Source organism: Blastomonas fulva, from assembly GCF_003431825.1.
GTDB classification, from domain to species: domain Bacteria; phylum Pseudomonadota; class Alphaproteobacteria; order Sphingomonadales; family Sphingomonadaceae; genus Blastomonas; species Blastomonas fulva.
On the sequence record NZ_CP020084.1, the window covers coordinates 92,791 to 115,121 of the forward strand.

At 58.2% G+C, this 22,331-nt stretch carries 18 protein-coding genes; 9 read left to right on the forward strand and 9 right to left on the reverse strand.

Annotated elements, in window-relative coordinates; translation table 11 throughout:
- Positions 1-108: 108 nt before the first annotated feature.
- The 7 genes from B5J99_RS19150 to B5J99_RS19180 all read right to left on the reverse strand — a co-directional run bounded on the left by B5J99_RS19150 (position 109) and on the right by B5J99_RS19180 (position 6,254).
- Positions 109-1,140, reverse strand: a complete 1,032-nt coding sequence (locus tag B5J99_RS19150; RefSeq protein WP_117353759.1) for a PIN domain-containing protein — start codon at positions 1,138-1,140, stop codon at positions 109-111.
- A gap of 72 nt (positions 1,141-1,212) precedes the next feature.
- Positions 1,213-2,028 carry a hypothetical protein gene (locus B5J99_RS19155; RefSeq protein ID WP_162892723.1) on the reverse strand — a complete coding sequence of 272 codons (816 nt, stop codon included), beginning with the start codon at positions 2,026-2,028 and terminating at the stop codon, positions 1,213-1,215.
- Between the two features lie 203 nt (positions 2,029-2,231).
- A protein-coding gene (locus B5J99_RS19160) for an IS3 family transposase (protein ID WP_117352367.1) occupies positions 2,232-3,403 on the reverse strand; the annotation gives its coding sequence in 2 pieces (ribosomal slippage) (positions 2,232-3,151 and positions 3,151-3,403; 1,173 coding nt in all).
- 153 nt (positions 3,404-3,556) lie between these two features.
- Positions 3,557-3,949: a PIN-like domain-containing protein gene (locus B5J99_RS19165; RefSeq protein WP_117353763.1), complete on the reverse strand. Its 393-nt coding sequence runs from the start codon at positions 3,947-3,949 to the stop codon at positions 3,557-3,559.
- The gene (locus tag B5J99_RS19170) at positions 3,946-4,626 is read right to left on the reverse strand and encodes a DUF433 domain-containing protein (protein WP_117353765.1); all 681 of its coding nucleotides are present in this window, start codon (positions 4,624-4,626) and stop codon (positions 3,946-3,948) included. Before B5J99_RS19170 ends, B5J99_RS19165 begins: the two co-directional genes overlap by 4 nt.
- A 180-nt stretch (positions 4,627-4,806) precedes the next feature.
- The gene (locus tag B5J99_RS19175) at positions 4,807-5,274 is read right to left on the reverse strand and encodes a hypothetical protein (protein WP_117353767.1); all 468 of its coding nucleotides are present in this window, start codon (positions 5,272-5,274) and stop codon (positions 4,807-4,809) included.
- Entirely contained in the window at positions 5,274-6,254 is a 981-nt protein-coding gene (locus B5J99_RS19180) for a PDDEXK family nuclease (protein WP_117353769.1), read from the reverse strand. The genes B5J99_RS19175 and B5J99_RS19180 overlap by 1 nt, the downstream gene beginning before the upstream one ends.
- Before the next feature lie 217 nt (positions 6,255-6,471).
- On the opposite strand from B5J99_RS19180, the gene B5J99_RS19185 reads away from it, so the two are divergent.
- Genes B5J99_RS19185 through B5J99_RS19200 form a run of 4 tightly spaced genes read left to right on the forward strand, consistent with a single transcriptional unit; the run spans position 6,472 to position 16,388 of the window.
- On the forward strand, positions 6,472-9,348 hold the full coding sequence (locus B5J99_RS19185; RefSeq protein WP_117353771.1) for an SNF2-related protein: 2,877 nt from the start codon (positions 6,472-6,474) through the stop codon (positions 9,346-9,348).
- A 13-nt stretch (positions 9,349-9,361) separates the two neighbouring features.
- Positions 9,362-9,871, forward strand: coding sequence for a hypothetical protein (locus B5J99_RS19190; protein WP_117353773.1), 510 nt, complete (start codon positions 9,362-9,364; stop codon positions 9,869-9,871).
- A gap of 2 nt (positions 9,872-9,873) precedes the next feature.
- The gene (locus B5J99_RS19195) at positions 9,874-13,050 is read left to right on the forward strand and encodes a site-specific DNA-methyltransferase (protein ID WP_117353854.1); all 3,177 of its coding nucleotides are present in this window, start codon (positions 9,874-9,876) and stop codon (positions 13,048-13,050) included.
- Entirely contained in the window at positions 13,050-16,388 is a 3,339-nt protein-coding gene (locus B5J99_RS19200) for a DEAD/DEAH box helicase family protein (RefSeq protein ID WP_117353775.1), read from the forward strand. Before B5J99_RS19195 ends, B5J99_RS19200 begins: the two co-directional genes overlap by 1 nt.
- A 334-nt stretch (positions 16,389-16,722) precedes the next feature.
- Here B5J99_RS19200 and B5J99_RS19210 read toward each other — a convergent pair whose 3' ends face one another.
- Both B5J99_RS19210 and B5J99_RS19215 read right to left on the reverse strand, forming a co-directional pair.
- Positions 16,723-17,655 carry a helix-turn-helix transcriptional regulator gene (locus tag B5J99_RS19210; RefSeq protein ID WP_117353779.1) on the reverse strand — a complete coding sequence of 311 codons (933 nt, stop codon included), beginning with the start codon at positions 17,653-17,655 and terminating at the stop codon, positions 16,723-16,725.
- 271 nt (positions 17,656-17,926) lie between these two features.
- Positions 17,927-18,511: a recombinase family protein gene (locus B5J99_RS19215; protein ID WP_117353781.1), complete on the reverse strand. Its 585-nt coding sequence runs from the start codon at positions 18,509-18,511 to the stop codon at positions 17,927-17,929.
- A gap of 344 nt (positions 18,512-18,855) precedes the next feature.
- On the opposite strand from B5J99_RS19215, the gene B5J99_RS19220 reads away from it, so the two are divergent.
- From B5J99_RS19220 to B5J99_RS19240, 5 genes are all read left to right on the forward strand, one after another.
- Positions 18,856-19,101 (forward strand): AbrB/MazE/SpoVT family DNA-binding domain-containing protein, encoded by a 246-nt coding sequence (locus B5J99_RS19220; protein ID WP_101794840.1) that lies wholly within the window; start codon positions 18,856-18,858, stop codon positions 19,099-19,101.
- On the forward strand, positions 19,098-19,487 hold the full coding sequence (locus B5J99_RS19225; protein ID WP_117353783.1) for a type II toxin-antitoxin system VapC family toxin: 390 nt from the start codon (positions 19,098-19,100) through the stop codon (positions 19,485-19,487). The genes B5J99_RS19220 and B5J99_RS19225 overlap by 4 nt, the downstream gene beginning before the upstream one ends.
- Positions 19,488-19,780: 293 nt before the next feature.
- On the forward strand, positions 19,781-20,026 hold the full coding sequence (locus B5J99_RS19230; RefSeq protein WP_117353856.1) for a helix-turn-helix transcriptional regulator: 246 nt from the start codon (positions 19,781-19,783) through the stop codon (positions 20,024-20,026).
- Entirely contained in the window at positions 20,023-20,526 is a 504-nt protein-coding gene (locus B5J99_RS19235; RefSeq protein WP_117353785.1) for a hypothetical protein, read from the forward strand. The genes B5J99_RS19230 and B5J99_RS19235 overlap by 4 nt, the downstream gene beginning before the upstream one ends.
- A 304-nt stretch (positions 20,527-20,830) precedes the next feature.
- The gene (locus tag B5J99_RS19240) at positions 20,831-22,264 is read left to right on the forward strand and encodes a hypothetical protein (protein WP_162892724.1); all 1,434 of its coding nucleotides are present in this window, start codon (positions 20,831-20,833) and stop codon (positions 22,262-22,264) included.
- Positions 22,265-22,331: the final 67 nt, after the last annotated feature.

Below are 22,331 nucleotides of genomic sequence, written 5' to 3' on the forward strand. Positions count from 1 at the left end.
CCCCCACTCCGCGACGCCAGCGCAGCAGTTAGCGCCCGCCGAAGCGAGTGTTCTGAGACGTGAAGCGGGCCCCCTCCTTGCCCCACGTCCAAATCGTAGGATATGCTCCTAGGTGTCCAGGAAGTCCCATTCGCTGCCGGTGACCCAGCGCAATGCGCTCAGCTTGCCGTTGAGCATTCCCCATTCGAAATCGTCCCAAGGCCCGAGGTTTTCTTCGCCAATCTCCTTCCTGGCCTGTTCACCGGCGGCGAGGGCTGCCTCCAAAGTGCCACGCGTAATCTGGTCCTGACGGTAATGGCCCTTCTCGGTCTTGCCCAACTCGTCCACGATCTCGATCTCGCCACTCTCCACGCGACACATTAGATTGAGATGGCGGTTGTACCAGACTTGGCGGAAAAGGAGGTGCTCCGCCTCCAATATCTCGCTCAAGCTGCGTGGCTTTTCCTCATACTCAAACTCCCACTTCAGGTCTTCCATCCAATCGGGAGCATAAGCGTTTAGCACCTCCCCGAGAGCGAGGGCATATGTGGAACCGTCTGCCGCAAATAGCTCGGCAATATCGGGATGTGGCGCTCGCTGATCGGCGTTCATGTCCGAGAAGTCGTGCTTATTGTGGGTCACGAAGGCAAGGTGATCGTCGTCGCCCTTGCCAACCAGCATGTCGCGGTAGATTTCCAACAAGACCGCATCTGCCATACTGTTCTTGTTTTTGTGAAAAGGGCAGAGCTTGTCGATTGCGCGCTGCGCGGCCCTGATTTTCACGTCATCCGAAGTCTGAACAATTGCCCCGTCGGTCAGCAGCTTCTCAATGCGATCGATGTTGAAATTGGCATATTCTCCTTGTTTGCTGATGCGGTAATCCATGTCGCTCAACTGCCTCAACAAGGTGTCGCGGCCTTCCTCTCCGCCGTGATCGCGAATGGCGTCGCTGACCCGCTTGAAGACCGCGCTGATGCTTTGGCTGGCTTCTTTGACCAAGCGGCCCTTGTTACGCTCGAACTCGTCCAGCGTCTGTTGAGGAACGACTAGTTCGACGTCGCCATCGCGGATCAGGTCGACGAGCACGTCTAGAGTTTTCAGGTGGCGATAATCCTTGGCAATGTCGAGCCACACGCAGGTATCGATCAGAATTCTCAGCATGACGCCTCCCAAACTGCTTGTTATGGTAGGCGCAGAAGTTGGCGCGAAAAACCGGATTTAGGACTGGCCTAGTTAATCGGACTGAACAGGCCTCTGGGATACGCGGCATTCGCGTCTTCTATCAGCCAATGCATCGAGCTGCCGGAAAAGGTTCTCGCCTATTTCTACTACCGTGGCGATGTCGCAGATCAGCTGGGCATGGAAGCGCACCGGCTGCGCCGCTTCACCGTAGGAATGCATTATGTGCGGTTCGAAGGAGCCAAGCTGGTCTTGCATGCCTCCTAGTTCATCGAAACGGATCCAGTCGCCTTGTGCAGCGGCTTCGCCGCGTTGAGCTTCGATAGCAGCGAAGCTGTGTTGATCGGCGGTGCCAAGTTGCCTTGGCGGAATATATAGGGGGATGCGGTGTGCAAGCGCATGCCTATAGTTCTCAAGATAAGCAAACCATTGTTGATGCTCGGCAAGGTAGGCCTGAAGGTCCGCCGGTAAAGACATCCAGACAATCTCGTTGTCCGGCTTTAGCCCAATCCGACTCGGTGCAAGCGGGCGTTTGCGCTTATCTCTGATATCCCATTCGGCACACCAAATGTGAGCCAAGTTGTCGATCGCGCCGTACACGTTGATTACGAACGTGTGGATGAATGCCGTAGAGTCCATTAGCGATACGCGTGATGGGGATGCCTCGTCCGGTGGGATGCTTTCGAAAACACGGTCGATGCAGTGTTCAAGCATATTGAGCCGTCTGCTCAGGCCATGCACGCCGAACTCTCTGGCACGCTGGCTGCTATACGGGCGGCTTATGGTGGCCGCAGTTAGATCGCGGCACCTATCCGTCCATTTCTGGCTTTCGGCCAAAAGCCCAGCAATCTCGTCAGGTGTGTAGGGCACGGGATCCTTTCGCTGGCTAGTGGGATAACGATCTTTGTTACAGCCATGTTCGTTGCAAGCGCTGTGGATATCGAGCGTTCTCGTTCGTTAACGCGGCAATTTCGTTTTCCAACAAGGTCGTAATTCGGCTGCGGCGGATGGAAAACCGATATGGTCCGGATCAAGTCGATCTGACGTGAGCCCCAGCTTTCCCCCAGCTGGGATTAGAGCCGAGCGGTTGTTTTGCGCATCAGCGCGGTTGAAGCAATGGGCTGCATAGCGGAGCCCGTAGGGCGTAGCGAAGCAGGCCATTGCTTATCCAGTTTGGCGGCGAACGCCGCCGGGGTTGCATAGCCAAGGGACGAGTGCGGTCTCTCCCGGTTGTAATCCTCGACCCAGGCAGCGATCTCGACCCGGGCGTGGGCGAGGCTCATGAACAGGGTCTCGTTCAGCAGCTCATCGCGCATGCGGCCGTTGAAGCTCTCGACGTAGCCGTTCTGCATCGGCTTGCCCGGCGCGATGTAATGCCACTCGACCCCGATCTGCGCTACCCAAGCGAGCACGGCATTGCTGGTGAGCTCGGTGCCATTATCGCTGACGATCATGCCGGGCTTGCCCCGCTGGGCGATCAGCCGGGTCAGCTCGCGCACGACGCGGTGTCCGGAGATCGAGGTATCCGGCACAGCCGCCAGGCACTCCCTGGTCACGTCGTCGACCACATTGAGGACGCGGAACCGTCTGCCAGAAGCCATCTGGTCATGGACGAAGTCCAAGCTCCAGCGCTGGTTCGGTAGCGCCAGCACCGGAGCCGGTGCCCTGGTCCCGACAGCACGCTTGCGGCTGCGCCGCCGCCTCACCGCCAGACCTTCCTCACGATACAGCCGCTGGGTCTTCTTGCGGTTGATCATCACACCCTCCCGGCGCAGCAGGATATGCAGGCGGCGGTAGCCGAACCGGCGTCGCTGGTTGGCTAGCCCGCGCAGCTTCTCGCGCAGGGCACCGTCATCATCCCGGATGGAACGGTAGCGCACGCTCTTGCGATCAGCATCGATGACGCGGCACGCCCGCCGCTCGCTCATCCCATGGCACGCTTGGAGATGAGCGGCAGCTTCCCGCTTCGCGGCGGGCGTCACCACTTTTTTGAAAGCAAATCCTTCAGAGCCACGTTGTCCAGCATCGCATCGGCCAGCAGCCGCTTGAGCTTCGCGTTCTCGCTCTCGAGCTCCCGCAAACGCCGGGCCTCCGACACCTCCATCCCCCCATACTTGGCCTTCCAGTTGTAGATCGTCGCTTCCGACACACCGTGCCGCCGAGCAAGATCAGCGGTCTTCGCACCCGCCTCCGCCTCCTTCAGCACGCCAATGATCTGCTCTTCTGAAAACCTCATACGCTTCATCGTCTGTCCTTCCTTCAGGCCAGACTCTAATCGCTCGTGGAGGAAAATCAGGGGGTCACGTCAGATCAGTTTCCAGAACCAAATTGCTGCCATCGGGTAGTTGGCCGTGCCCGATTGGTGCTTGAGTGAGCCGATCAGATCGGGTTGATCGCATCAAATCCCGCGAAGCCGTTCGCCCTTCGCGCCGATTTCATAGAACCCACTGGAAACGGACTCGGATATGCTGACCAATGTTGGCCAGAGCGTCAGAATGCGTGCGCACTGTCGCTCGGCGGACCACTTGGCAACCGCTGGAGCAGGGAAGAAACCGACCAGCCCGGCCTGCGCAAAAAGGTGTCTGGATGGCCGCTTCTTGGCGATATTGCGGTCAGCTGTCAGTACGCACCACCGACCCTCTTTCCCGAGAAGCTCGATCCATTCTTCGTCCTTGAGGCTCCCAGTGCCAAATTTGTCCTTGATGTGGACAACGGTGTGAATGCCTTCGAAAAACGCACCCAGTCCCCGGCCAAGCCTTGGGGGCAGGTTGTTGTCTACCAGCAGCTTCATGCAGCCTTTCGTGCACCGAGACTTGCTTCGTACTCGAGGGCATCGCGGATGAGTTTCGGCTTGATGTCATAGACCTTGGCGGCCTGATCGACGGAGCCTTCTGCGGCCACGATCTCGGCGATCCGCGCGGTCGAGATTCCAGGGTCGGCTAGGATAGGTTGGCCAAAGGACCGTGCCGGGTCCGCCACGACAGTCTTCTTTCCGTGAAGCAGCCACCAGCGTTCGGCACCAGCTGGCCCGAAGTCCAAATCCTCAAGGCTGGGCTCGACGACCCGCTTGAAAACACCCTGGCTTTTCTTGAGATCGATGAACTCCGGTTCATCGATGTTCCGGGTTATCTCGAGAAAAATGGTTTTCCCATCGGTCCGAAATTGCTGGGTTGAAAACGGCCGTTCGTCACCGACGATGACCCTCGCTCGCTCAATGCATTGGCGGATTGTGGTTAGCCCAATGCGGCGCTTTCGCAAGGCGTTGACGATGCGTGCTTCCACCAGATCCCGGAAACCGAGCAGCACACCGTCTTCATCAGGTTCGTATTGGGGTTGCCATAACGCCGGCTCGTCTTTGTTGTCGTGATGATAGCCGAGTAGCCAGCGACGCAGGGTAGCCTGACTCATCCCGACCATTCGGGATGCCTCAAGTGCCGTGTAGGCGCCGATGCCATATTCTCCTTCCATGACGGCCTTATAGTCACAAGCTGTGACGCTGGGCCAAGAATTTTTGCAATGAGGGCCGGGCAGTTTCGCCGACACCGTGCACTGCAACCAGCCTAGCTACGACCGGCCGATCTTGATCCAATCGCGCAGCTCAACCAGCGTAAAGGTATGCCCCCGGCCAATGATATCGCCATCCCAGTTTCAGTACTCGCTGCGATAGTCCGAGGTTAGGCCTGTTTGATCGGCAAGATCATCCAAAACGCATATCGTGGTTTGCAGCAGCAGCTTCATTCTGTCCGCATCAGTCCAATAGGCGCTGCCGTGCTTGCCACCGTGAAACAGATTGTTGCGCACGGCGTTTGCGAGCCGAACGACGCGCTCGAGATCGCTTGCCCCGGGATTGAAGCCGACGTCTCGAAAATCGAGGCCTGTCTCGGTTACGATTTGTCGCTTCGGGTTCGCTGCGATCAGTGCCTTGCCCGCTGCATTGATCTGATAGCCGTCCTTGTGCGCGTTGATGAAGCGGGTCCAGTCTGCCTCAGCCTTTTCGCCTGGCTCGAGCTTCTTCAGCATTCGCGCCTCTTTCAGCGCATATTCGAAGCGCGAGAACCAGAAGAAGAAGTCGTAGACGAGCGGACGAAGCTCGTCAGGGATTTCATCGTGTCGCATTAGAACGGCACATCGTCGTCGAGGTCGTCCCACGCCGGAAGCTTCGATGGAAGCGCGCCTTTGGGCAGGGGCAGATTGCTGACGACGAACAGATTGAGGATGTCGTCCCTGTCCATGAACATCACCTGCGACCGCTTGCTTGCATCGAGCTTGTTACCAATCCAGTTGCGCGCCTGCTTGGTGATTTCGCCTCCAGCAACGATGAACGCGTGATCAACCAGCACCCGGCGGTTCAGCTCGGGATCGAAGATCTCGTGGCCAAGCATCATCATCACCTGGTTGTGGATCTCAGCGACGTTGGAGGTGCTCACGCCGGAAGCATCGAGCTTTCCCTTCTTTGCCTGAATGCCGAAATAGAGGACGTGAAGGGTCGGCAGCGTGTATTTCATCCACACATCCTTCCCATATTCCAGTGCCTTGTCCTTGTGCCCTGCGGATGTGATTCGGTGGAAGCCGAGCTGGCGGAAGAGCGGCAATAGCACTTCCTCAATCAACTCATCCTCGGAGCACTTGCCAAGATAGGCGAAGAGCTGATCGCGGCGCTCGACCTCGGATGGCGTGAATGGGCGATGGGGATTGGCCATCTGCGCGATGGTATTGGTTGCAACATGCCGAAGCTGTGCGAGGCCGTCCTCATCATAAAATGCGGCCCAGCCTTCATGAAGTAGAACGATATTGAGTGCCGAAAGCGCTTTCGAGCGATCGATGTCATCGCCCTCGGCTTCGCACTTGTCGAGAAGGCGGCGGATAATCCGCAGAAAAGCGTCGGGCATGGATGTCTGGGTGGGGCCGGGCATGGCCAGCACTTCTTCGAGCCGCTCTGCTACCCAGACCGGGCGCGTTTCGCCATTATGAACGAACTCAAGATCACAGTCCTCGAAGAATTCGGTGATGTATTTGCTTGAGCGATACTGAAAATGCTCAACGTCGCCCACGATCATTCGGCTCAGATCGCGCAGGTTGCGAGGCTTCCATTTCATCGCCAGAACATATGCTTACGTCACCGACTCATCAAGGTGAGTAGCTGCGTGAAGATACCCTTCAACCTTTGATTTGAGGACGTCGCGACTGGGCAGCTCGCCTCGATGCCCGGACAAGGCGCAGATTGGCGCAGAAAAGCTCGCGATACGAAGGCCTTCGTATGGCTGATGAGTTTCGGGGGCTAGTCTGATTTACAGGCCATGCTACCCAGTCTGGATGCGGATTACCGATTACCACGCCCGACTTTTCTCGTACCAGGTGACTCGGCAGGCGCCATCCGGTGCTGAGGATAACCTGTCGATGTCGTTGTTTGACGCATCGGTTGATCTCAACCCGCACCAGATCGAAGCCGCAACCTTCGCGCTGCAATCGCCATTGTCTCAGGGCGTCATACTTGCCGATGAGGTGGGCTTAGGCAAAACCATCGAGGCGGGGATTGTGCTCTGCCAGAAGTGGGCGGAGCGCAAGCGCCACCTGATCATCATCTGCCCCGCCGCCATCCGCCAGCAATGGGCGAACGAACTTCAAGAGAAGTTCAATCTGCCGGCGTTTGTTCTGGACGCAAAAACCTACCGTGAGCTGCGCCGAGAAGGCCATGCTTGGCCTCTTGAGCAGAAGGCTGTGCTGATCACTTCCTATCATTACGCGGCGAGGCTGCAGGACGAGGTACGTGCGATCGAATGGGACCTCGTGGTGATCGACGAGGCCCACAAATTGCGGAACGCCTACAGGCAGAGCAATCGGCTTGGGCAGGCGATCCGATGGGCAACCGAGGGTCGCAAGAAGCTTCTGCTGACCGCCACCCCGCTTCAGAACAGCCTGCTTGAACTTTATGGCCTGTCGACGTTGATCGATGAGGATCTCTTTGGCGACCAATATGCCTTTCGCGCGAAGTACATGAACGCGGGCGGCAGCATCGCGGAACTGCGTGGCCGCCTGACCGAATTCTGCAAGCGGACGTTGCGCCGCCAGGTCATGGAGTACGTTCGCTACACGGCAAGGCATGCCCTGACCCAGCCATTCTATCCCACCGATGCAGAGCAGGAGCTCTACGATCTGGTTACGAAGTTTCTCGAGGAAGAGGGGACGTATTCGGTGCCGGATCGGCAAAGGCATCTCACGGTGCTGGTGATGCGCAAGTTGCTCGCGTCATCGTCGGTTGCAATTGCCGGAACCCTCTCGACTATGAAATCTCGGCTAGAGGAACTCCGCAAGAGCGAAGCCGATTCCGGCAGTGATTTGCTCGAGGCCCTGCTCGAAGATGAGGAATTCGAGCCTGAGTTGCTTGAGGAGTGGGAGACGGAGAGCGATCCGGAAGATCGAGAGCTGGTCATCCAACCGATCAAACTGCGCAAGGAAACCGAAGAGATTGCTGCGCTGGTTGACCGGGCGAAGGCGATCCAGACCGACAGCAAGACTTTTGCGCTCCAAAAGGCGCTGGATATCGGTTTTGCCAAGCAGGCCGAAATGGGCGCCAAGCGCAAAGCGCTGATCTTTACTGAGTCCCGTCGGACCCAGGATTATCTTAGACGATTCCTCGAAGATAACGGACACCGAGGGAAGGTCGTCAGCTTCAGCGGCACCAACGCTGGCGAGGACAATCAGGCGATCTACGAGCGCTGGATCGCCGAAAATGCCGACAGCGGCCGTTCCACCGGGTCTCGCGCGATCGACATGCGTAGTGCCTTGATCGACCATTTCCGTGACCATGCCGACATCATGATCGCGACCGAGGCGGCGGCCGAGGGCGTCAACCTCCAATTCTGCTCGATGGTCATCAATTATGACCTGCCCTGGAATCCGCAGCGGATAGAGCAGCGGATCGGACGGTGCCACCGCTACGGCCAGACCCACGACGTCATCGTCATAAACTTCCTCAACGAGCGCAACGCGGTCGATATGCGCGTGCATGAATTGCTCCGCGACAAGTTCAAGCTGTTCGACGGCGTTTTCGGCGCGTCGGATGAGGTGCTCGGCGCCATCGAGTCAGGTGTCGATTTCGAGCGCCGGATCCTGGCGATCTATGAGAAGTGCCGGACTGAGGACGAGATCAAGTCGGCCTTTGATGCCTTGCAGGCCGAGCTTGAGGAGCAAATCGCCTCTCGGATGGACGAGACCCGCGCCACGCTGTTGGAGCATTTTGACGAAGATGTTCACGCCCGGCTGAAGCTGCGTCTGGATGAGACCAAGGCTCAGCTCGACCGGATCAGCAGCAAGTTCTGGGACGTCACGCGGCACATGCTGGACACGGCAGCGAAGTTTGATCCTGCCAGCCTCACTTTCGACCTCCACCAGCCACCAGCGCCTGAAATCCCCCGCGGCCGATACCATCTGATTTCAAAGCTGCGCGAAGACGGGCTGGAGACAAACGCCTACGGTAGCTTCCTGTACCGGCTGTCTCATCCGTTGGGTGAGCATGTGCTCGATGCGGCGAAGGCCCTTCCAACACCCACGGCCGAACTGCACTTCGATGTCAGCGGGCATCCGGTTCGCAACGCCGTCATGGAGGAAATGCGGGGGACCAGCGGGTGGCTCAGTCTGCGCCGGCTGACCATTTCCGCATTCGAGGATGAGGAGCATCTCCTGCTCTCGGGCATGGATGATGACGGGCGCTCGCTCGATGCCGAAGTCTGCGAGAAGATGTTCTCCATCGGCGCCACGGTGGGGCGTCCGATCTCGGTGCCCGATGGAATCGCTGCGCGGCTTCAGGCCGGTGCCGAGCGTCTCGAAAAGGCGACGCTCAATCAGGCTGCCGAGGCCAGCGGCAAGCACTTCGCCCAGGCGCGAGAGAAGCTGGAGCAGTGGGCTGAGGACAAGATCTTCGCGGCAGAACGGGCGCTCAAGGACACCAAGGAGCAGATCAAGGCGATGCGCCGGCAGGCGCGGAACGCCGCCACCGTCGAGGAGGAGCACGAGGCTCAGAGAAAGTTGCAGGAGCTGGAGCGCAAGCAGCGTAAGCAGCGGCAGGAAATCTTTGACGTTGAAGACGAAATTGCCGAACGTCGGGACAGCATGATCGATGCGCTGCAAAAGCGCATGGCTCAGCGCACGCAGTCGGAAACTCTGTTCACCATTCGTTGGTCGGTTATCTGAGAGCCCTCATACTATGCCAACCAAACCCTCGGACATTGGATGGTATCCGCGCGATCCGAACTATCGCAAGACCTATGAGGACGCCATGCGTGCGGCTCTGCGCCACTATGCGAGGCATGGTGACGTGACGCAGGTTCAGCAACTGCTGCAGCTCGTTACAGACAAGGAGGCCCGGTTCGTCATTGCGAGGCGGGTCGCTGCGCAGTTTCCAATTCGGGTCAATCAAAGCGGAAAGCTCTCACGCGATAAGGATCGCTCGCCAGATTTTGATTGGAGTGCGATCGAAACTGCCAGCTTTTGGCCCCGACGAATTCAAAGCGATGCCGGGCACATCTCCATTCGGAATGAAGATTTCTCGCTCTCAGAACTCATCGACGAAGTGATTGATGTGCTTGTGCTTCACCGTCATACCATAGCGGACGGCGACCTCGAGCGGTTGCAGAATGCGGTCGACACTGTAGCTAAGCGTCGACGATCAACGGCACCGTCCGAGTCAGGGCTGCCGACGTCCCCCGAGGAGTGAATGTGAGCAAATTCGACGAACTCGTCACCAAGCTGCGCGAGATTTTCCAGATTGACCGGCCGGAGCTTGATTTCGGCGTCTACCGCATCCTCAATGCCCGCGCGGACGAGATCAACGAATACCTGACCAAGCGACTTCGGGAGCAAGTAGAAGCGGCGCTGGCTACGGGCTCCGCCGCCAACATGGAGGCCCAGCAGCGCGAGCTTGAGGAGGCGATCAAGGCTGCTAAGGCGCTCGGCGCAGACCCCGAAACGCTCCCCAAGGTCAAGGAATTGCGCGCCGCGATCGCCGGTGCGGCATCCGGCGCGTCCGATCACGAAAACGCTGTGTTCTCGCACCTGCTGGCGTTCTTCTCGCGCTACTACGACAAGGGCGATTTCATCAGCCAGCGCCGGTACAAGGGCGATACCTATGCCATCCCCTATGCCGGGGAGGAGGTGGTGCTGCATTGGGCCAACAAGGACCAGTACTACACCAAGTCCGGCGAGGCGTTCAGCAACTACGGCTTCAAGCTGCCCGATGGCCGCGCGGTCCGGTTCCAGCTGATCGCCGCGGACACCGCCAAGGACAATCGCAAGGACAATGACAAGGACCGCCGCTTCGCGCTAGCCGAGGCGCGCACTGTCACCCGCGTCGATGATGAGGGCGAGCCTTACGAGGAAGAGATCGTCCCCATTGGCGAGGAAGACGGCGATCTTGTCATCCGGTTCGAATACCGGGCCTTCCCGGCCAAGACAAAGCAGGAAAGCCTCGTCGATGCCGCGGTGCAGGCCGTGCTGGCTGATGAGGCGGTGAAGGCGAGCTGGCTGGACCTGACCACCCGCGCGCCGACGGACAAGAACCCGCAGCGCACCGTGCTGGAAAAGCACCTGACGACCTATACCCAGAAGAACACGGTCGACTACTTCATTCACAAAGACCTTGGCACGTTCCTCCGGCGGGAGCTCGATTTCTACATCAAGAACGAGGTGATGAACCTCGACGATGTGCAGGATGCCAAGAGTTTCGCCGCGATCGAGGCCAACCTGCGAATGATCCAGTGCCTGCGCAAGATTGCGCAGGATCTAATCACCTTCCTTGCCAGCATCGAGGATTTCCAGAAGAAGCTGTGGCTCAAGAAGAAGTTCGTCGTGGCGGCGCATTATTGCGTCACGCTCGATCGCGTGCCCGAGGCGCTCTATGACCGGATCGCAGCCAACCCCGCACAATGGGCGCAGTGGCACGATCTGGGCATGCGCGACAGCGCTGCACTTGGTACCGCCGCAGACCTGAAAGCCCAGCCCTATCTGATGGTGGACACCGCGCTGTTCGACGCCACTTTCCGCGCTGACCTGCTCAAGGCTATTCCTGATCTGGATGCCTGCACGGATGGCTTGCTAGTGCATGGCGACAATTTCCAAGCGTTGGCGTTGTTGGATGAGCGGTATCGGGAAAAAGTAAAATCCGTTTATATCGATCCGCCATATAATACTGGCGACGATGGATTTGCTTACAAAGACTCATATCGCCATTCTTCTTGGATGACTATGATTGCCAATCGCATTCCATTGATGAAATCGGTCATGAAATCGAACGGGATATTCTCGGTAAGCATCGATCGGGACGAGAACAGGAACCTATTACCATTGCTTTTTTCCGAATTTGGAGAGGGTAACTTCCTCGAAGAAGTCGTTTGGAAAAAAGCCTATGGCGGCGGTGCTAAGACAAAGCACATCAACAATTTGCATGAATATATTCACCAGTTTGCGATCGATAAGGGTGCCGTCCCCTTTCTCGATCTTCCGCCCGATCCGGATGCTGTCAAATATTATAAATTGAAGGATGGAAAATTCGAAGTGCGAGGGAAGCACCGGCTTCAGCCTTTGAACACCAACAGCAATGATTTTCGAAAATCTCTCACGTATCCAATCCCAGTTCCTCCGATTTCCACTTTAGGCTCAAAGGGTTGGTCGGATGAGGCTAAGCGGATTGCTGGGTGCTTGGATCGCAATGAAATTCAATTAACCGGCTCCTTTGAAGAGGGATGGCTTCTTGCCAACGAAGACGGCTCGCCTTGGCAGGGTGAGTTCGTCAAGCCGGAAAGGCAGTGGCAATGGAGCTGGGACAAAGTGCGCCAAGCGCTCATCGACGATGAGATCGTGATCACCTTGTCCGACGGCGTTCCCATTGCAAGCTACAAGCAGTATCGGTTTAATGAAGCTGGTGAAGAACGCGGCAGAAAGCCCGCTAGCGTTCTAATTGGGCCATATACACAGAGCGGGACTGATGCGGTCCGAAGTCTCTTTGGTTTTGATGCGGCAAAGTTTCCAAAGCCCGTTGGCCTAATCCAGGATATCATTGGCATTGGATACAAAGACAGATCTGCTCTTGTTGCAGATTTTTTTGCTGGCTCTGGCACAACCGGCGAGGCGACGTTCACGCTAAACCGTTCTGATGGCGGAAGCAGAAGGTATATCTTGTCTGACCAAGGTGCATCGTTCGACACAGTGCTTAAGCCGCGAATGCAAAAGGTCACGTATTCAGCAGAATGGGTCGACGGAAAGCCCACGGCTCCCAACACGGGCATCAGCCACGCTTTCAAGGTGCTGAAGATCGAAAGTTACGAGGACACCCTGAACAACCTGACGCTCAAGCGTGACGCTGCTCAGCAGGGCCTGCTCGAGCGCATGGGTGAAGGTGCGCGCGATGAATATCTGATGCGATACATGCTCGACGTAGAGGCGCGCGGATCGTTGCTCTCGGTCGAGGATTTCAAAAAGCCATTCGATTACGAGTTGGATATTGCGGTCGACAGCGCCGGTGCCACCCAGCGCACCAAGGTCGATCTTGTCGAGACGTTCAACTACCTGATCGGGCTCACGGTCAAGGAATATGATTCCGACATCCGTCGTGGTTACGTTCGTGTGACGGGAACGCTGCCTGACGGAAAATTGGCCCTTATCATTTGGCGAGATTGCGAGGTCATTGATCACGACCGGCTGCAACGCTTGATACCTCGCTTCGATCTGGATCTCGCCGAGAGGTCGAGCAAATACGAAGTGATATACATCAATGGCGACCACAACATTCCGCTCATCTACAGTGGAGCGGAAGGTGACGGCGTCGTTGAACGAACGCTGAAGCTGCGGCAGATCGAACCGGAGTTCCTTTCCCGCATGTTCGATGTGGCGGATGCCTGATGACACGTGCGCCCGCCAGGAAACGCAGCTTCCATCAGGAGCTGGTGCTCAATCGCTGGATGCTCTCCCACTTCCGGGGGAAGAGCCTCGCCGTGCTCAAGGAACGCCTGGGTGCTGACCGGCATGAAGGGCTGGACGATGACGGGCAGACGCGGTTTTTCCACGAACTGGTGCGCGACCTGTTCGAATATGACCGCATCAGCAATACCGAGCTGCGCCGCTATGACCTGAACATCGTTGCTCATTGGAAGGCGATCACCGAAAAACGCAACGTCGCCGAGGGCGCGGTGCTGACGATGAAGTACTTCCAGTACCTCAGCCTGCTGTTCAGCGAAATCTACCTCGACTGGTATTTCAACCATCGGCAGGACTTGCTCGATGGCCTGAACGCCGAGCTGAAGGCGTACAGTGAGGAAGAGGGGGCCGAGCCGTTCCGCCCCTATACCGCAGACGATCTCAACAAGATCGCCTATTGGAGCGCGACCGGGAGCGGCAAGACGTTGCTGCTGCATGTCAACATCCGGCAGTATCTGCAATACTATCGCGGCGGCAACGCCGGCACGGCTTCCGGAACATACCCCGACAAGATCATCATCCTCACCCCCAATGAGGGCCTGTCGCGCCAGCATCTTGAGGAGCTGTCGCTCTCCGGATTCTCGTTCCATCGCCTATTCGACAAGAACCGTGCCCCCGACTTCCCCGGCACGATCGAGGTGATCGACGTCAACAAGCTCGGGGATGAGGGCGGCGACAAGACTGTCGCCGTGGACGCCTTCGAAGGCGACAATCTCGTGCTGGTAGACGAGGGCCATCGCGGAACCAGCAGCGGTGCAGGCGCATGGCTTGCCCGCCGCGAGAAGCTGGTGAGCAAGGGCTTTGCCTTCGAATACAGCGCAACATTCTCGCAGGCTGTCGGTAAGGGAATGACGGTCGAAAAGGCGGAAGAGGAACTGCTTAAGCGCAAGGCCAAAAGGATCTTCCCGGAGCGCCAATGGCGCACCTTGACCGGTGACGAACGGGCGCAGCTGAGCCTCAGCCTCGCAGAGCAGAAGCGGGCGCGCAGCGATGCCGTGAAGGAGACTTACGCCAAGGCAATCCTGTTCGATTACAGCTACAAGTTCTTCTACGCTGATGGCTACGGCAAGGAGCACCTAATCCTCAACCTTGCGGACGACCGCGATGAGGAGACCCGCGCGCTCTATTTCACGGCATGCTTGCTGGCCTTCTACCAGCAGCTCTACCTGTGGGAGACGAAGCGGTCCGTCATGGCCGACTTCAATATCGAGCGGCCACTCTGGGTGTTTGTCGGCCATACTGTCGCTGGGGAAGAGAGCGACCTTATGGCGGTGCTCGGCTTCCTCGCCGGGTTCCTGAACAATGACGAACGCGCCAAAGGCTGGATCGCAGAGCTGATCGCCGACCGAGCCCAACTGCTTGATACCAAGGGGCGTAGTATCTTCGCCGGGCGCTTCACTCCACTTCTCGGGCAAGATGCAGAAGCCGTCTATGCCGATATCCTGCGCCGCGTTTTCAATGCGGAATCGCGCCAGCGGCTGAAGCTCATCAACCTCAAGAGCAGCAAGGGCGAGCTTGCGCTGCGTGTTGGCAGCTCAGAGCCATTTGGCCTGATCAACATCGGCGATGACAGCGGCTTCTTCAAAACGGCCGATGAGGCCGAAACCGGGTTCGATACCGAGAGCTACGATTTCGCTGGCAGCCTGTTTCATCAGATCAACCTGCCTGACAGCCGCATGTCGATGCTGGTGGGGTCGCGCAAGTTCACCGAGGGCTGGTCGAGTTGGCGGGTGTCCACCATGGGCTTGCTCAATATGGGGCGGGGGGAGGGCTCGCAGATAATCCAGCTCTTCGGCCGCGGCGTTCGCCTGAAGGGGCGTGACATGTCGCTGAAACGGTCATTGCCGACCGAGCGGCCGAAGGGAAGCTACCTGGAAAAGCTGGAGGCGCTCAACATTTTCGGGGTGCGGGCCGACTACATGGCCACTTTCCGCGAATATCTGATCGAGGAAGGGATCACGCCGAGCGACGAGATCATCACGCTCGATTTTCCGACCCGCAGCAACCTGCCGACTGGCAGGCGCCTGAAAACCCTCAAGCTGCGCGATGGCTACAAAGACAATCAGGCCAAAGGGTTCAAGCGAGTCCATTTTCCATGGCTCTACGAGGTGCCTGCAGAATTCGAAGGCAAGATCAAACCGCCGCATGTCACGCTGGACCTCTACCCACGCGTTGAAGCCATGGCCTCCGACGGCAAGGGGCAGACGGATGACGGTAACGCGCGCCACATCGGCAAGATCGACCGGGCCTTGATGGCCATGTTCGACTGGGATCGCCTTTTCCTGTCGTTGCAGCAGTACAAGCTGCAGAAGAGTTGGAGCAATCTGCGCCTCGAGAAGGCACGGCTTCGTCAATTCTGCGAGAGCCGCGACGACTGGTACACCTTGTTCATGCCAGCGAGCGAGCTGACGTTCTCGGGCTTTACGACGGTCCTGAAACTTCAGGACGTCCTGCTCCAGCTGCTGTGCGACTATACTGATCGTTTCTATCAGGGCCTGAAAGCGGCCTATGAAGGTCAGTATTTCGACCTCGATGAGGTGACGGAAGAGCATGGCTCGATGCTCAAACTATACCAGTTCGAGATCGAGAACAGCGACGCCGGCGAAACCTACCTGAACCGTTTAAAGGCGCTGCAGGAGCTTGTTGCGGCGGGGAACATCGGCGAAGCCAGCAAGTGGCATGCGGCCAATATGGTAGCGATCAGCTTCGATCGGCACCTGTTTTATCCGCTGCTTTGCCCGGTCAAGGACGGCACCCTGCCGTTGAAGATGAGACCGCTAGGCCTTGGCGCGGAGAGTGAAGTCAGGTTCGTGCACGACCTCATGGCCTTTTACGAATCCGATGCTGGGCGCAAAGCAATAGGGAAACGGAGCCTTTACCTGCTTCGAAATGCTGACAGTAAAGCCAAAGGGCTGGGCTTCGCCCTGGCTGGAAATTTCTACCCGGACTTCTTGCTGTGGCTCATTGATGATGAAACTGGCCATCAGAACCTCAGCTTCCTTGACCCCAAAGGCATTCGTAATCTGGATCTCGACGATCCCAAGTTCGGCCTCTTCCGGGAGGTCAAGAAGCTCGAGGGTGAGATCGGGGATGGCTCACTTAGCTTGAACGCATTCATCCTGTCCGAAACTGACTTTGGGGATCTGCTCAACTCGCGGCGGCTGAACCGTGCGGACCTCGAGGCGAGGAATGTCCTCTTCATGGAGAAGAGCAACAGCAACTATATCGACCAGCTATTCAGGGCCATCGCTGCGCCCCAGTAGGGGGGCTCGCGACCGCCAGCCTTAATGCCTCCAGGCAACGGTGATTATCGAGCTGTCCTCGGCCACGACGATGTAGACGTTCCGGAACCGCTCATGTCCTGCGATCGCTGGGCCCATGTATCCTGCAAAGGTCTTCCATGTGGCTTTGGTGAAGCTGTATGATCTGCAAGCGCCGCCTACGAAGCGTTCGTCGCCAAAGTCGATTAGCGCGTCGATTATAAACTGCGGGACACTCCGTTGAGCTTGTCGCCGATGCCCATGGCGTGAGAAGCGAAGATCACCGCGGCCGGAAATCATGCCATTGACGAACGGGGTTTTGTCCATAGCGGCCTCCTTACACGTTCACATTGATGAGCAGGTCGCCGAAGAGCCCTTGAAGCTTCTGGTCATGCTTGGCTTTCTGCTCCCGCATCCAAGCAATTCTCGCTTCTGCGTCATCGGAAGTGCGAAGGGCTTTCGGGAGTTTTGCAAGGGGCACAGCCCCGGATAGAATTGCCCTTGCCAGATCCTCGTCCCCGCGTGCGATGGCTAGTGCCTCCTCGCTGCCAATTTCATACGACGGGCTTCGCCAAACCGGCCAAACATCTAGCGACGGGGCTGTGTCACCATCTGGCCTCACAGCTGAAAGGCGGCGATTGAGATAGTCCACGAAGGGGTTATTGCACTCGTCGTCGTAGTCCGCCGGCACGAAGGCGTCTTCGAGGCTGTCATCGGCAAGGACATAGGCAGCGCGAATATCCCTATTCCTGATCGAGGCCTCCTCCCGGCTCTCGACTTCTTCGGCTTGCCAGTCGTGAAGAAACCTGCCGCCTAGGTGGGAGTAGCGCTCGCCCATGCTCGCGACCGCGTCTCGGCGGAGCCAGAGTTCTGCCAGGTTACGGCTGCGCTCGAGTAGGCTTTCGCGGGCCAAAAGATCAAACAGCAGGGGGGCGAGTTCGAGGATGGTCTCGCGTGTTTCGTTGTAGCGCAATGCCACGAGCTCAAGGGCATTCTGTGCCGCGCTCGATATGCTGATGTTAAGCGGTACGCGATCGTTGAAAAGCGATTGAGATTGTTCAGCATCGGGAGGTGTGAACAAGTCCGCAACCTGGCATTTGAGGGCATTTGCCAGCCTTTTCGCGGTCTCTGCCCGCGTGGTGCCTGCTGTTCCATTTTCGAGTCGAGTGATCGTCGCGCGACCGACGCCCGCTTCGACAGCTAGCGCTTCGGCGGTAAGTTTTGCTCCCTTGCGCAGGAAGATCAATTTCTGTGGATTGATGGTGCTCATAACGTCCTCCTGCGGCTAATAATGACGCATAAGGGGCCTATTTCAACAATCAAATATGGATCAAATGAGGGCCTTCGCACTCTTCTCCGCCCAAGAATGGGTTGGCTTTGGCTCATGCAGCGAGCCAAGTGGTGGGTGCTTCTGGCAGTTTATGGATCACGCGCCGCTTTGACTTGATCCTTTGGCTCACGCGCTCCGAGCACCAGCGACGGCGCGGAATCGGGCAGGATTGGGAAGCTGGTCGCGGATGGTCTTGATCAGGCGGCAGACGCTACGCTTGTGAATGCTCACCCCGCCGGATCGTCCGATACACCGTTGGCCGTGAGACCTTGAACAGCTTGCCGAGGTCGCTGATCGAGTATTCGCCGGTTGCGTGCATCTTGAGCAGTTCGCGCTGCTGGAGGTCGGAGAGCTTGGGCGGCTTGCCGCGGAGCTTGCCCTTGTCCCGGGCGATCTTCATGCCCTCGCGGGTGCGGAGGCGGATGAGGTCGCTCTCGAATTCGGCGAAGGTGGCGAGGATGTTGAAGAACATCCGGCCCATGGGGTCGTTGGGGTCGTAGACCTGCTTGCCCAGCGCGAGGCTGACGCCGCGCTTTTCCAGTTCATCGGCGATCGCGCGCGCATCCGGGACTGACCGGGCGAGGCGGTCCAGCTTGGGTACGACCAGCGTCTCGCCGGCGCGGACCGCGGCGAGTGCCTGGGCGAGGCCGGGGCGATCGCGGTTGCGGCCGGTCAGACCGTGGTCGGTGTAGATGCGGTCTTCGGGCACACCGAGCTCGATCAGCGCCCGGCGCTGGGCGGTGAGATCCTGCTTGTCGGTTGAGCAGCGGGCATATCCGATGAGAGTGTTGGTCATTTGTAACGGATGAGGCCCCTGTGTGAGAAAATAAAGCGTACCACCTTAATGAGAGAGCAGGCAAGCCGGATTTGTGGAGGGGAGGAGGGTCTGACCTCTGGCCGCCAGAATGTGTCCGGTGAGCGATCCCTTTCGAACAACCATCGGCAAAGCTCCATTGCTGTTGCAGAGGAGTGCTTCTGATGGCGGAAACCGCTCGTTGAGACGCATTGAGGTAGCTATGCCACGCGGGTGCTCATGTGGCTAATTTGCTCACTTGTGCCTAAGTTTGCATTTTGTTGAATTTCAGGGGCTCTCCGGCTAGAGTGTTGTCCTCGACCAATTCAGCAGGAGTGGGAGCCCGCATGACAGTCCAAGTCAACATCACGCCAAACGGCCGGATGAGCCTCCCAGCGGACATCCGAAAGCGACTCGGGCTCGTCGGCGGCGGCGCGGTCTATCTGGATGAGACGCCGGATGGTCTCGTGCTACGAACAGCCGCACAGGCTGTTGCCCGCGCTCAGGCTTTGGCGAAGCAGTACACCGAAGGAAACCCAGAAGCGTCGGTCGAAGCATTCCTGGCCAAGCGCCGCGAGGATAGCGGCGAGTGAGCGAGATCGTACTGGACGCCTCCGCCCTCATTGCCATGCTGAAAGGGGAGAAGGGCGCCGACAAGGTTGCCGCCGCCATAGCAGACGCCCGGATCTGCACGATCAACTACGCCGAGGTGGTCACCCACTTCATCCATCTTGGCATGCCCGAGCGTGAGGTCGACGCGATGCTCGACCCACTGCCAATGACGATTGTGCCGACCGACAAGGCCTTGGCGCAAATGGCCGGGCGATTGCGAGCGGTCACTGCCGATCACGGGCTATCGCTCGGCGACCGCTTCTGCCTTGCGCTGGCGCAGCGTGACGGTCTTCCGGCATGGACCAGCGACCAGAGCTGGAAGGCGGTAGCCGATGCCGTCAAAACCAAGGTCGTTGCTATCCGATGATGCTCAGCCTGCGAGGGAAGGGCGGTCGCCGGCTGATCCTGCCTTTGTGGCAGTCCTCAGGACCTGCGCCCTTATAAACCTGCCTGGCAGATTCGACGCATTTCTCGCCAAAACACTACATTCAGGAAACGACCCCGAAACGGACGGCACCTGGTTGCCAAGCTTGCACAGTGATCGGGCGAATGTGCCGCCCGGGCAACACGAGCGTCGGCACAAGCCAGCTCCGCACAGGCGTCATTTATGAGATTCATATTATTGTTGCGTTATCACAACAATTCATATATCAGATCGCCATGTCGAGGGAAATTCACAATCGAATCGCAATGTTTCGAGCTGATGCTGGGATGAGCCGACGCGAGCTTGCGGAAGCCGTCGGGGTAAATCCCCAGACGATCGGCTTCCTTGAACGTGGCGATTACAAGCCCAGCCTTGAACTGGCGCTGTCGATTGCCGAACTGTTCGGCGTTTCGGTCGAACTACTGTTCTCGTTCGAACCGTTCCCCTCGCTTTCGCAGACGTTGCAGAAGGGACGCGAATGATGGCTTATGGAAAGAATGGAGTGGTCACCGGCATGGATAGGGTCGCTCTTGCCGTGACCGGCCAGGATGCGGCGACTGGAATTGCCAGGCGCCTTGCGATTTTTGGTAATCTTGTGTTCATGGCTGCTAGTATCGTAGGCCTCATTCTCACTGTACAAGGGCAGAGCGGCCGTTGGCTGGTGTTCGTCGCGATGATCTCCTCAAGCGCTTACTCGGGTGCCGTGGAGTACCAGCAACGCGGCAAGGCCCCGCGCGACGAACGCGAGCGGGCCGTTTTCTGGAAGGCTTTGGGCATCGGTGCCTTTGTGCCCTGCGTGCTGGCGGGGCTATGGGCCGTGCTACTAGGGCATTTTGCCGATCAAGGGATGTGGTATCCCGACCGCTCGCAAGAATGGGAAGCCGCGGGGCTGTTCATCCTAGGACTGATGATCCAGATCACCAACATCGCCAAAGCCTGGTTGACCCCCGCTTACGCGGCCGAGTTGCTGGACGATGACTGAACCATCGCCCTCAGGCCATGCTCGACGAAATCATCTCGGTATCGGGCGGGTTTACGCGGGACATTATGGTTCGAGCGTCGGTCAACGATAGCAGACATTCGCCTTCCCGCCCATGAGCGATCATGAGCGGGGCCAAGTCGCGACACCGAAAGCGGCATGTCGGCTTTGCCCTGATCGTGAAAAATTTCTGCCGTTCAGCAATCGACCCCATTGCGGTCATCAACCGCGCCGCCTCCGGCCGGTAACTTGCCGTTCACAAAAAGCGGTGACATTGTAGGCCTCTAGGGTCTTCAAGGGGGTCGTCGTGGGGTCGCAACCACTGTCCGGTTTGTTCCTGCGCCTCGCCGCATTGTGCCTTGCCGCGCTCACCGCTGGCTGCAGCCTGTTCGGTGACGACTGGCTGGACAAGGCGGAGAAGGCGGCGTCCGGGCCGCAGGCGATGTGGTACCGGGTCCAGTTCGAGGCGGACTACGGCTCGCAGCGGGTCAAGATCGATCAGATGGTGACCTGCACCACCACGTACATTTCCGGTGGCTTCCTCGGGCAATCGCCCAATTCTGCCGTGACCGAGGCCTATCCGAAAACCGCCGGTGTCGATCTTGCCGATGGCAGCCGGGTGGTGGTGCGCGTGCCCGACATGTGCCGGCGCAATCGCGCCTTCGTCACTGCTGCCGACGGCGATCTCGAAATGGTACGTGGGTGGGAGAAGGTCGGATCGTTCGATGTCATGCCGCTCGTCATCTGGTCGGAGCGGTCGCGCGATCCGGAGCGCATGGAATCCTACATCTCGCGCGACTATTACCTGCATCCCGAGGCGCGGTTCAAAAATGCCAAGGGCACGCTGACGCTGTGGGAGGTGGGGCGCATCCCGGAGAACGTGCGCGAGATCCTGTCTGCGCCGCCGTTCGAGCCGTTCTCGCCCAACCCGTGGGTGGATCCGGAGCGGGCCAAGAGGGTCTCTATGGAAGAGCGCCTCAAAGGCTACGATCGCGAGGGGTATCACGGCAATGGACCCCGCTATGCCGCCTACACGATCACGGAAATCGACAGTGTCGAGGAGTGGTGGACGAAATACCTCGACTACGCGCAGCGCATAGGGTTCCGGCTTGAGGACGTACGGAACAAGCCCGAGCCTGAGCCGGACTACGAGACAAAGGATGTATCAGTCTGGCCAACAGCTTCCGACATTATGGGGCGATGGGTTGGCGATCCCGACTTCGTCTATGCCGATTGCCCTCGTCGATACATTTATGACCTGATGGTCGGCGTTCCGCGGATGAGCGACCTGCCGTTCAACTCGCAGGATGGCGGAGCTATCATTTCGGGCATTACGATCTCCGAGAACGGCCCCTACGTGCCGGACTATAAGAATCCGGATTACAGGCTGAAGGCAATGCAATCACGAGCCTGTGCCAAGCGCGCGGCGGAGACCCGCACGTTCGATATCATCGATGGTCACCTGGATGCGTCCAAGGCCATCCCCGGCGTGCTTGTCTATCGCAAGTGGGGATTTCAGGCTGGTATTGGTACCGGAACTCCGCCGGTGCTTCGGGATACAGGAGTGATCGTTTCTGCAAGCCCTTGGGGAATGAGGCACCGTCTATTGGGTATCTCAACACAGACGAACAGTTACGATCTCCGCGATACAGTCGTAAAAATGAAGCCCAGCAAAAGATGGTTCGTACTCGGGCATCAACATCATATTTATACCGGTCGAACGGAAAATTCTCATTTTTAGCCCTCATCGGCGAGGCGCGTCTCGGCAAAGAGCGGCGGAAAAGCCGCCCTTCCGCTATCCACCCAGC

Bases quoted from the DNA above. Each gene is read 5' to 3' on its own strand.
- B5J99_RS19150 (WP_117353759.1), bottom strand. From the start codon at position 1,140: ATGCTGAGAATTCTGATCGATACCTGCGTGTGGCTCGACATTGCCAAG.
- B5J99_RS19165 (WP_117353763.1), bottom strand. From the start codon at position 3,949: ATGAAGCTGCTGGTAGACAACAACCTGCCCCCAAGGCTTGGCCGGGGA.
- B5J99_RS19170 (WP_117353765.1), bottom strand. From the start codon at position 4,626: ATGGAAGGAGAATATGGCATCGGCGCCTACACGGCACTTGAGGCATCC.
- B5J99_RS19175 (WP_117353767.1), bottom strand. From the start codon at position 5,274: ATGCGACACGATGAAATCCCTGACGAGCTTCGTCCGCTCGTCTACGAC.
- B5J99_RS19180 (WP_117353769.1), bottom strand. From the start codon at position 6,254: ATGAAATGGAAGCCTCGCAACCTGCGCGATCTGAGCCGAATGATCGTG.
- B5J99_RS19185 (WP_117353771.1), top strand. From the start codon at position 6,472: ATGCGGATTACCGATTACCACGCCCGACTTTTCTCGTACCAGGTGACT.
- B5J99_RS19190 (WP_117353773.1), top strand. From the start codon at position 9,362: ATGCCAACCAAACCCTCGGACATTGGATGGTATCCGCGCGATCCGAAC.
- B5J99_RS19200 (WP_117353775.1), top strand. From the start codon at position 13,050: ATGACACGTGCGCCCGCCAGGAAACGCAGCTTCCATCAGGAGCTGGTG.
- B5J99_RS19210 (WP_117353779.1), bottom strand. From the start codon at position 17,655: ATGAGCACCATCAATCCACAGAAATTGATCTTCCTGCGCAAGGGAGCA.
- B5J99_RS19215 (WP_117353781.1), bottom strand. From the start codon at position 18,511: ATGACCAACACTCTCATCGGATATGCCCGCTGCTCAACCGACAAGCAG.
- B5J99_RS19220 (WP_101794840.1), top strand. From the start codon at position 18,856: ATGACAGTCCAAGTCAACATCACGCCAAACGGCCGGATGAGCCTCCCA.
- B5J99_RS19230 (WP_117353856.1), top strand. From the start codon at position 19,781: ATGTCGAGGGAAATTCACAATCGAATCGCAATGTTTCGAGCTGATGCT.
- B5J99_RS19235 (WP_117353785.1), top strand. From the start codon at position 20,023: ATGATGGCTTATGGAAAGAATGGAGTGGTCACCGGCATGGATAGGGTC.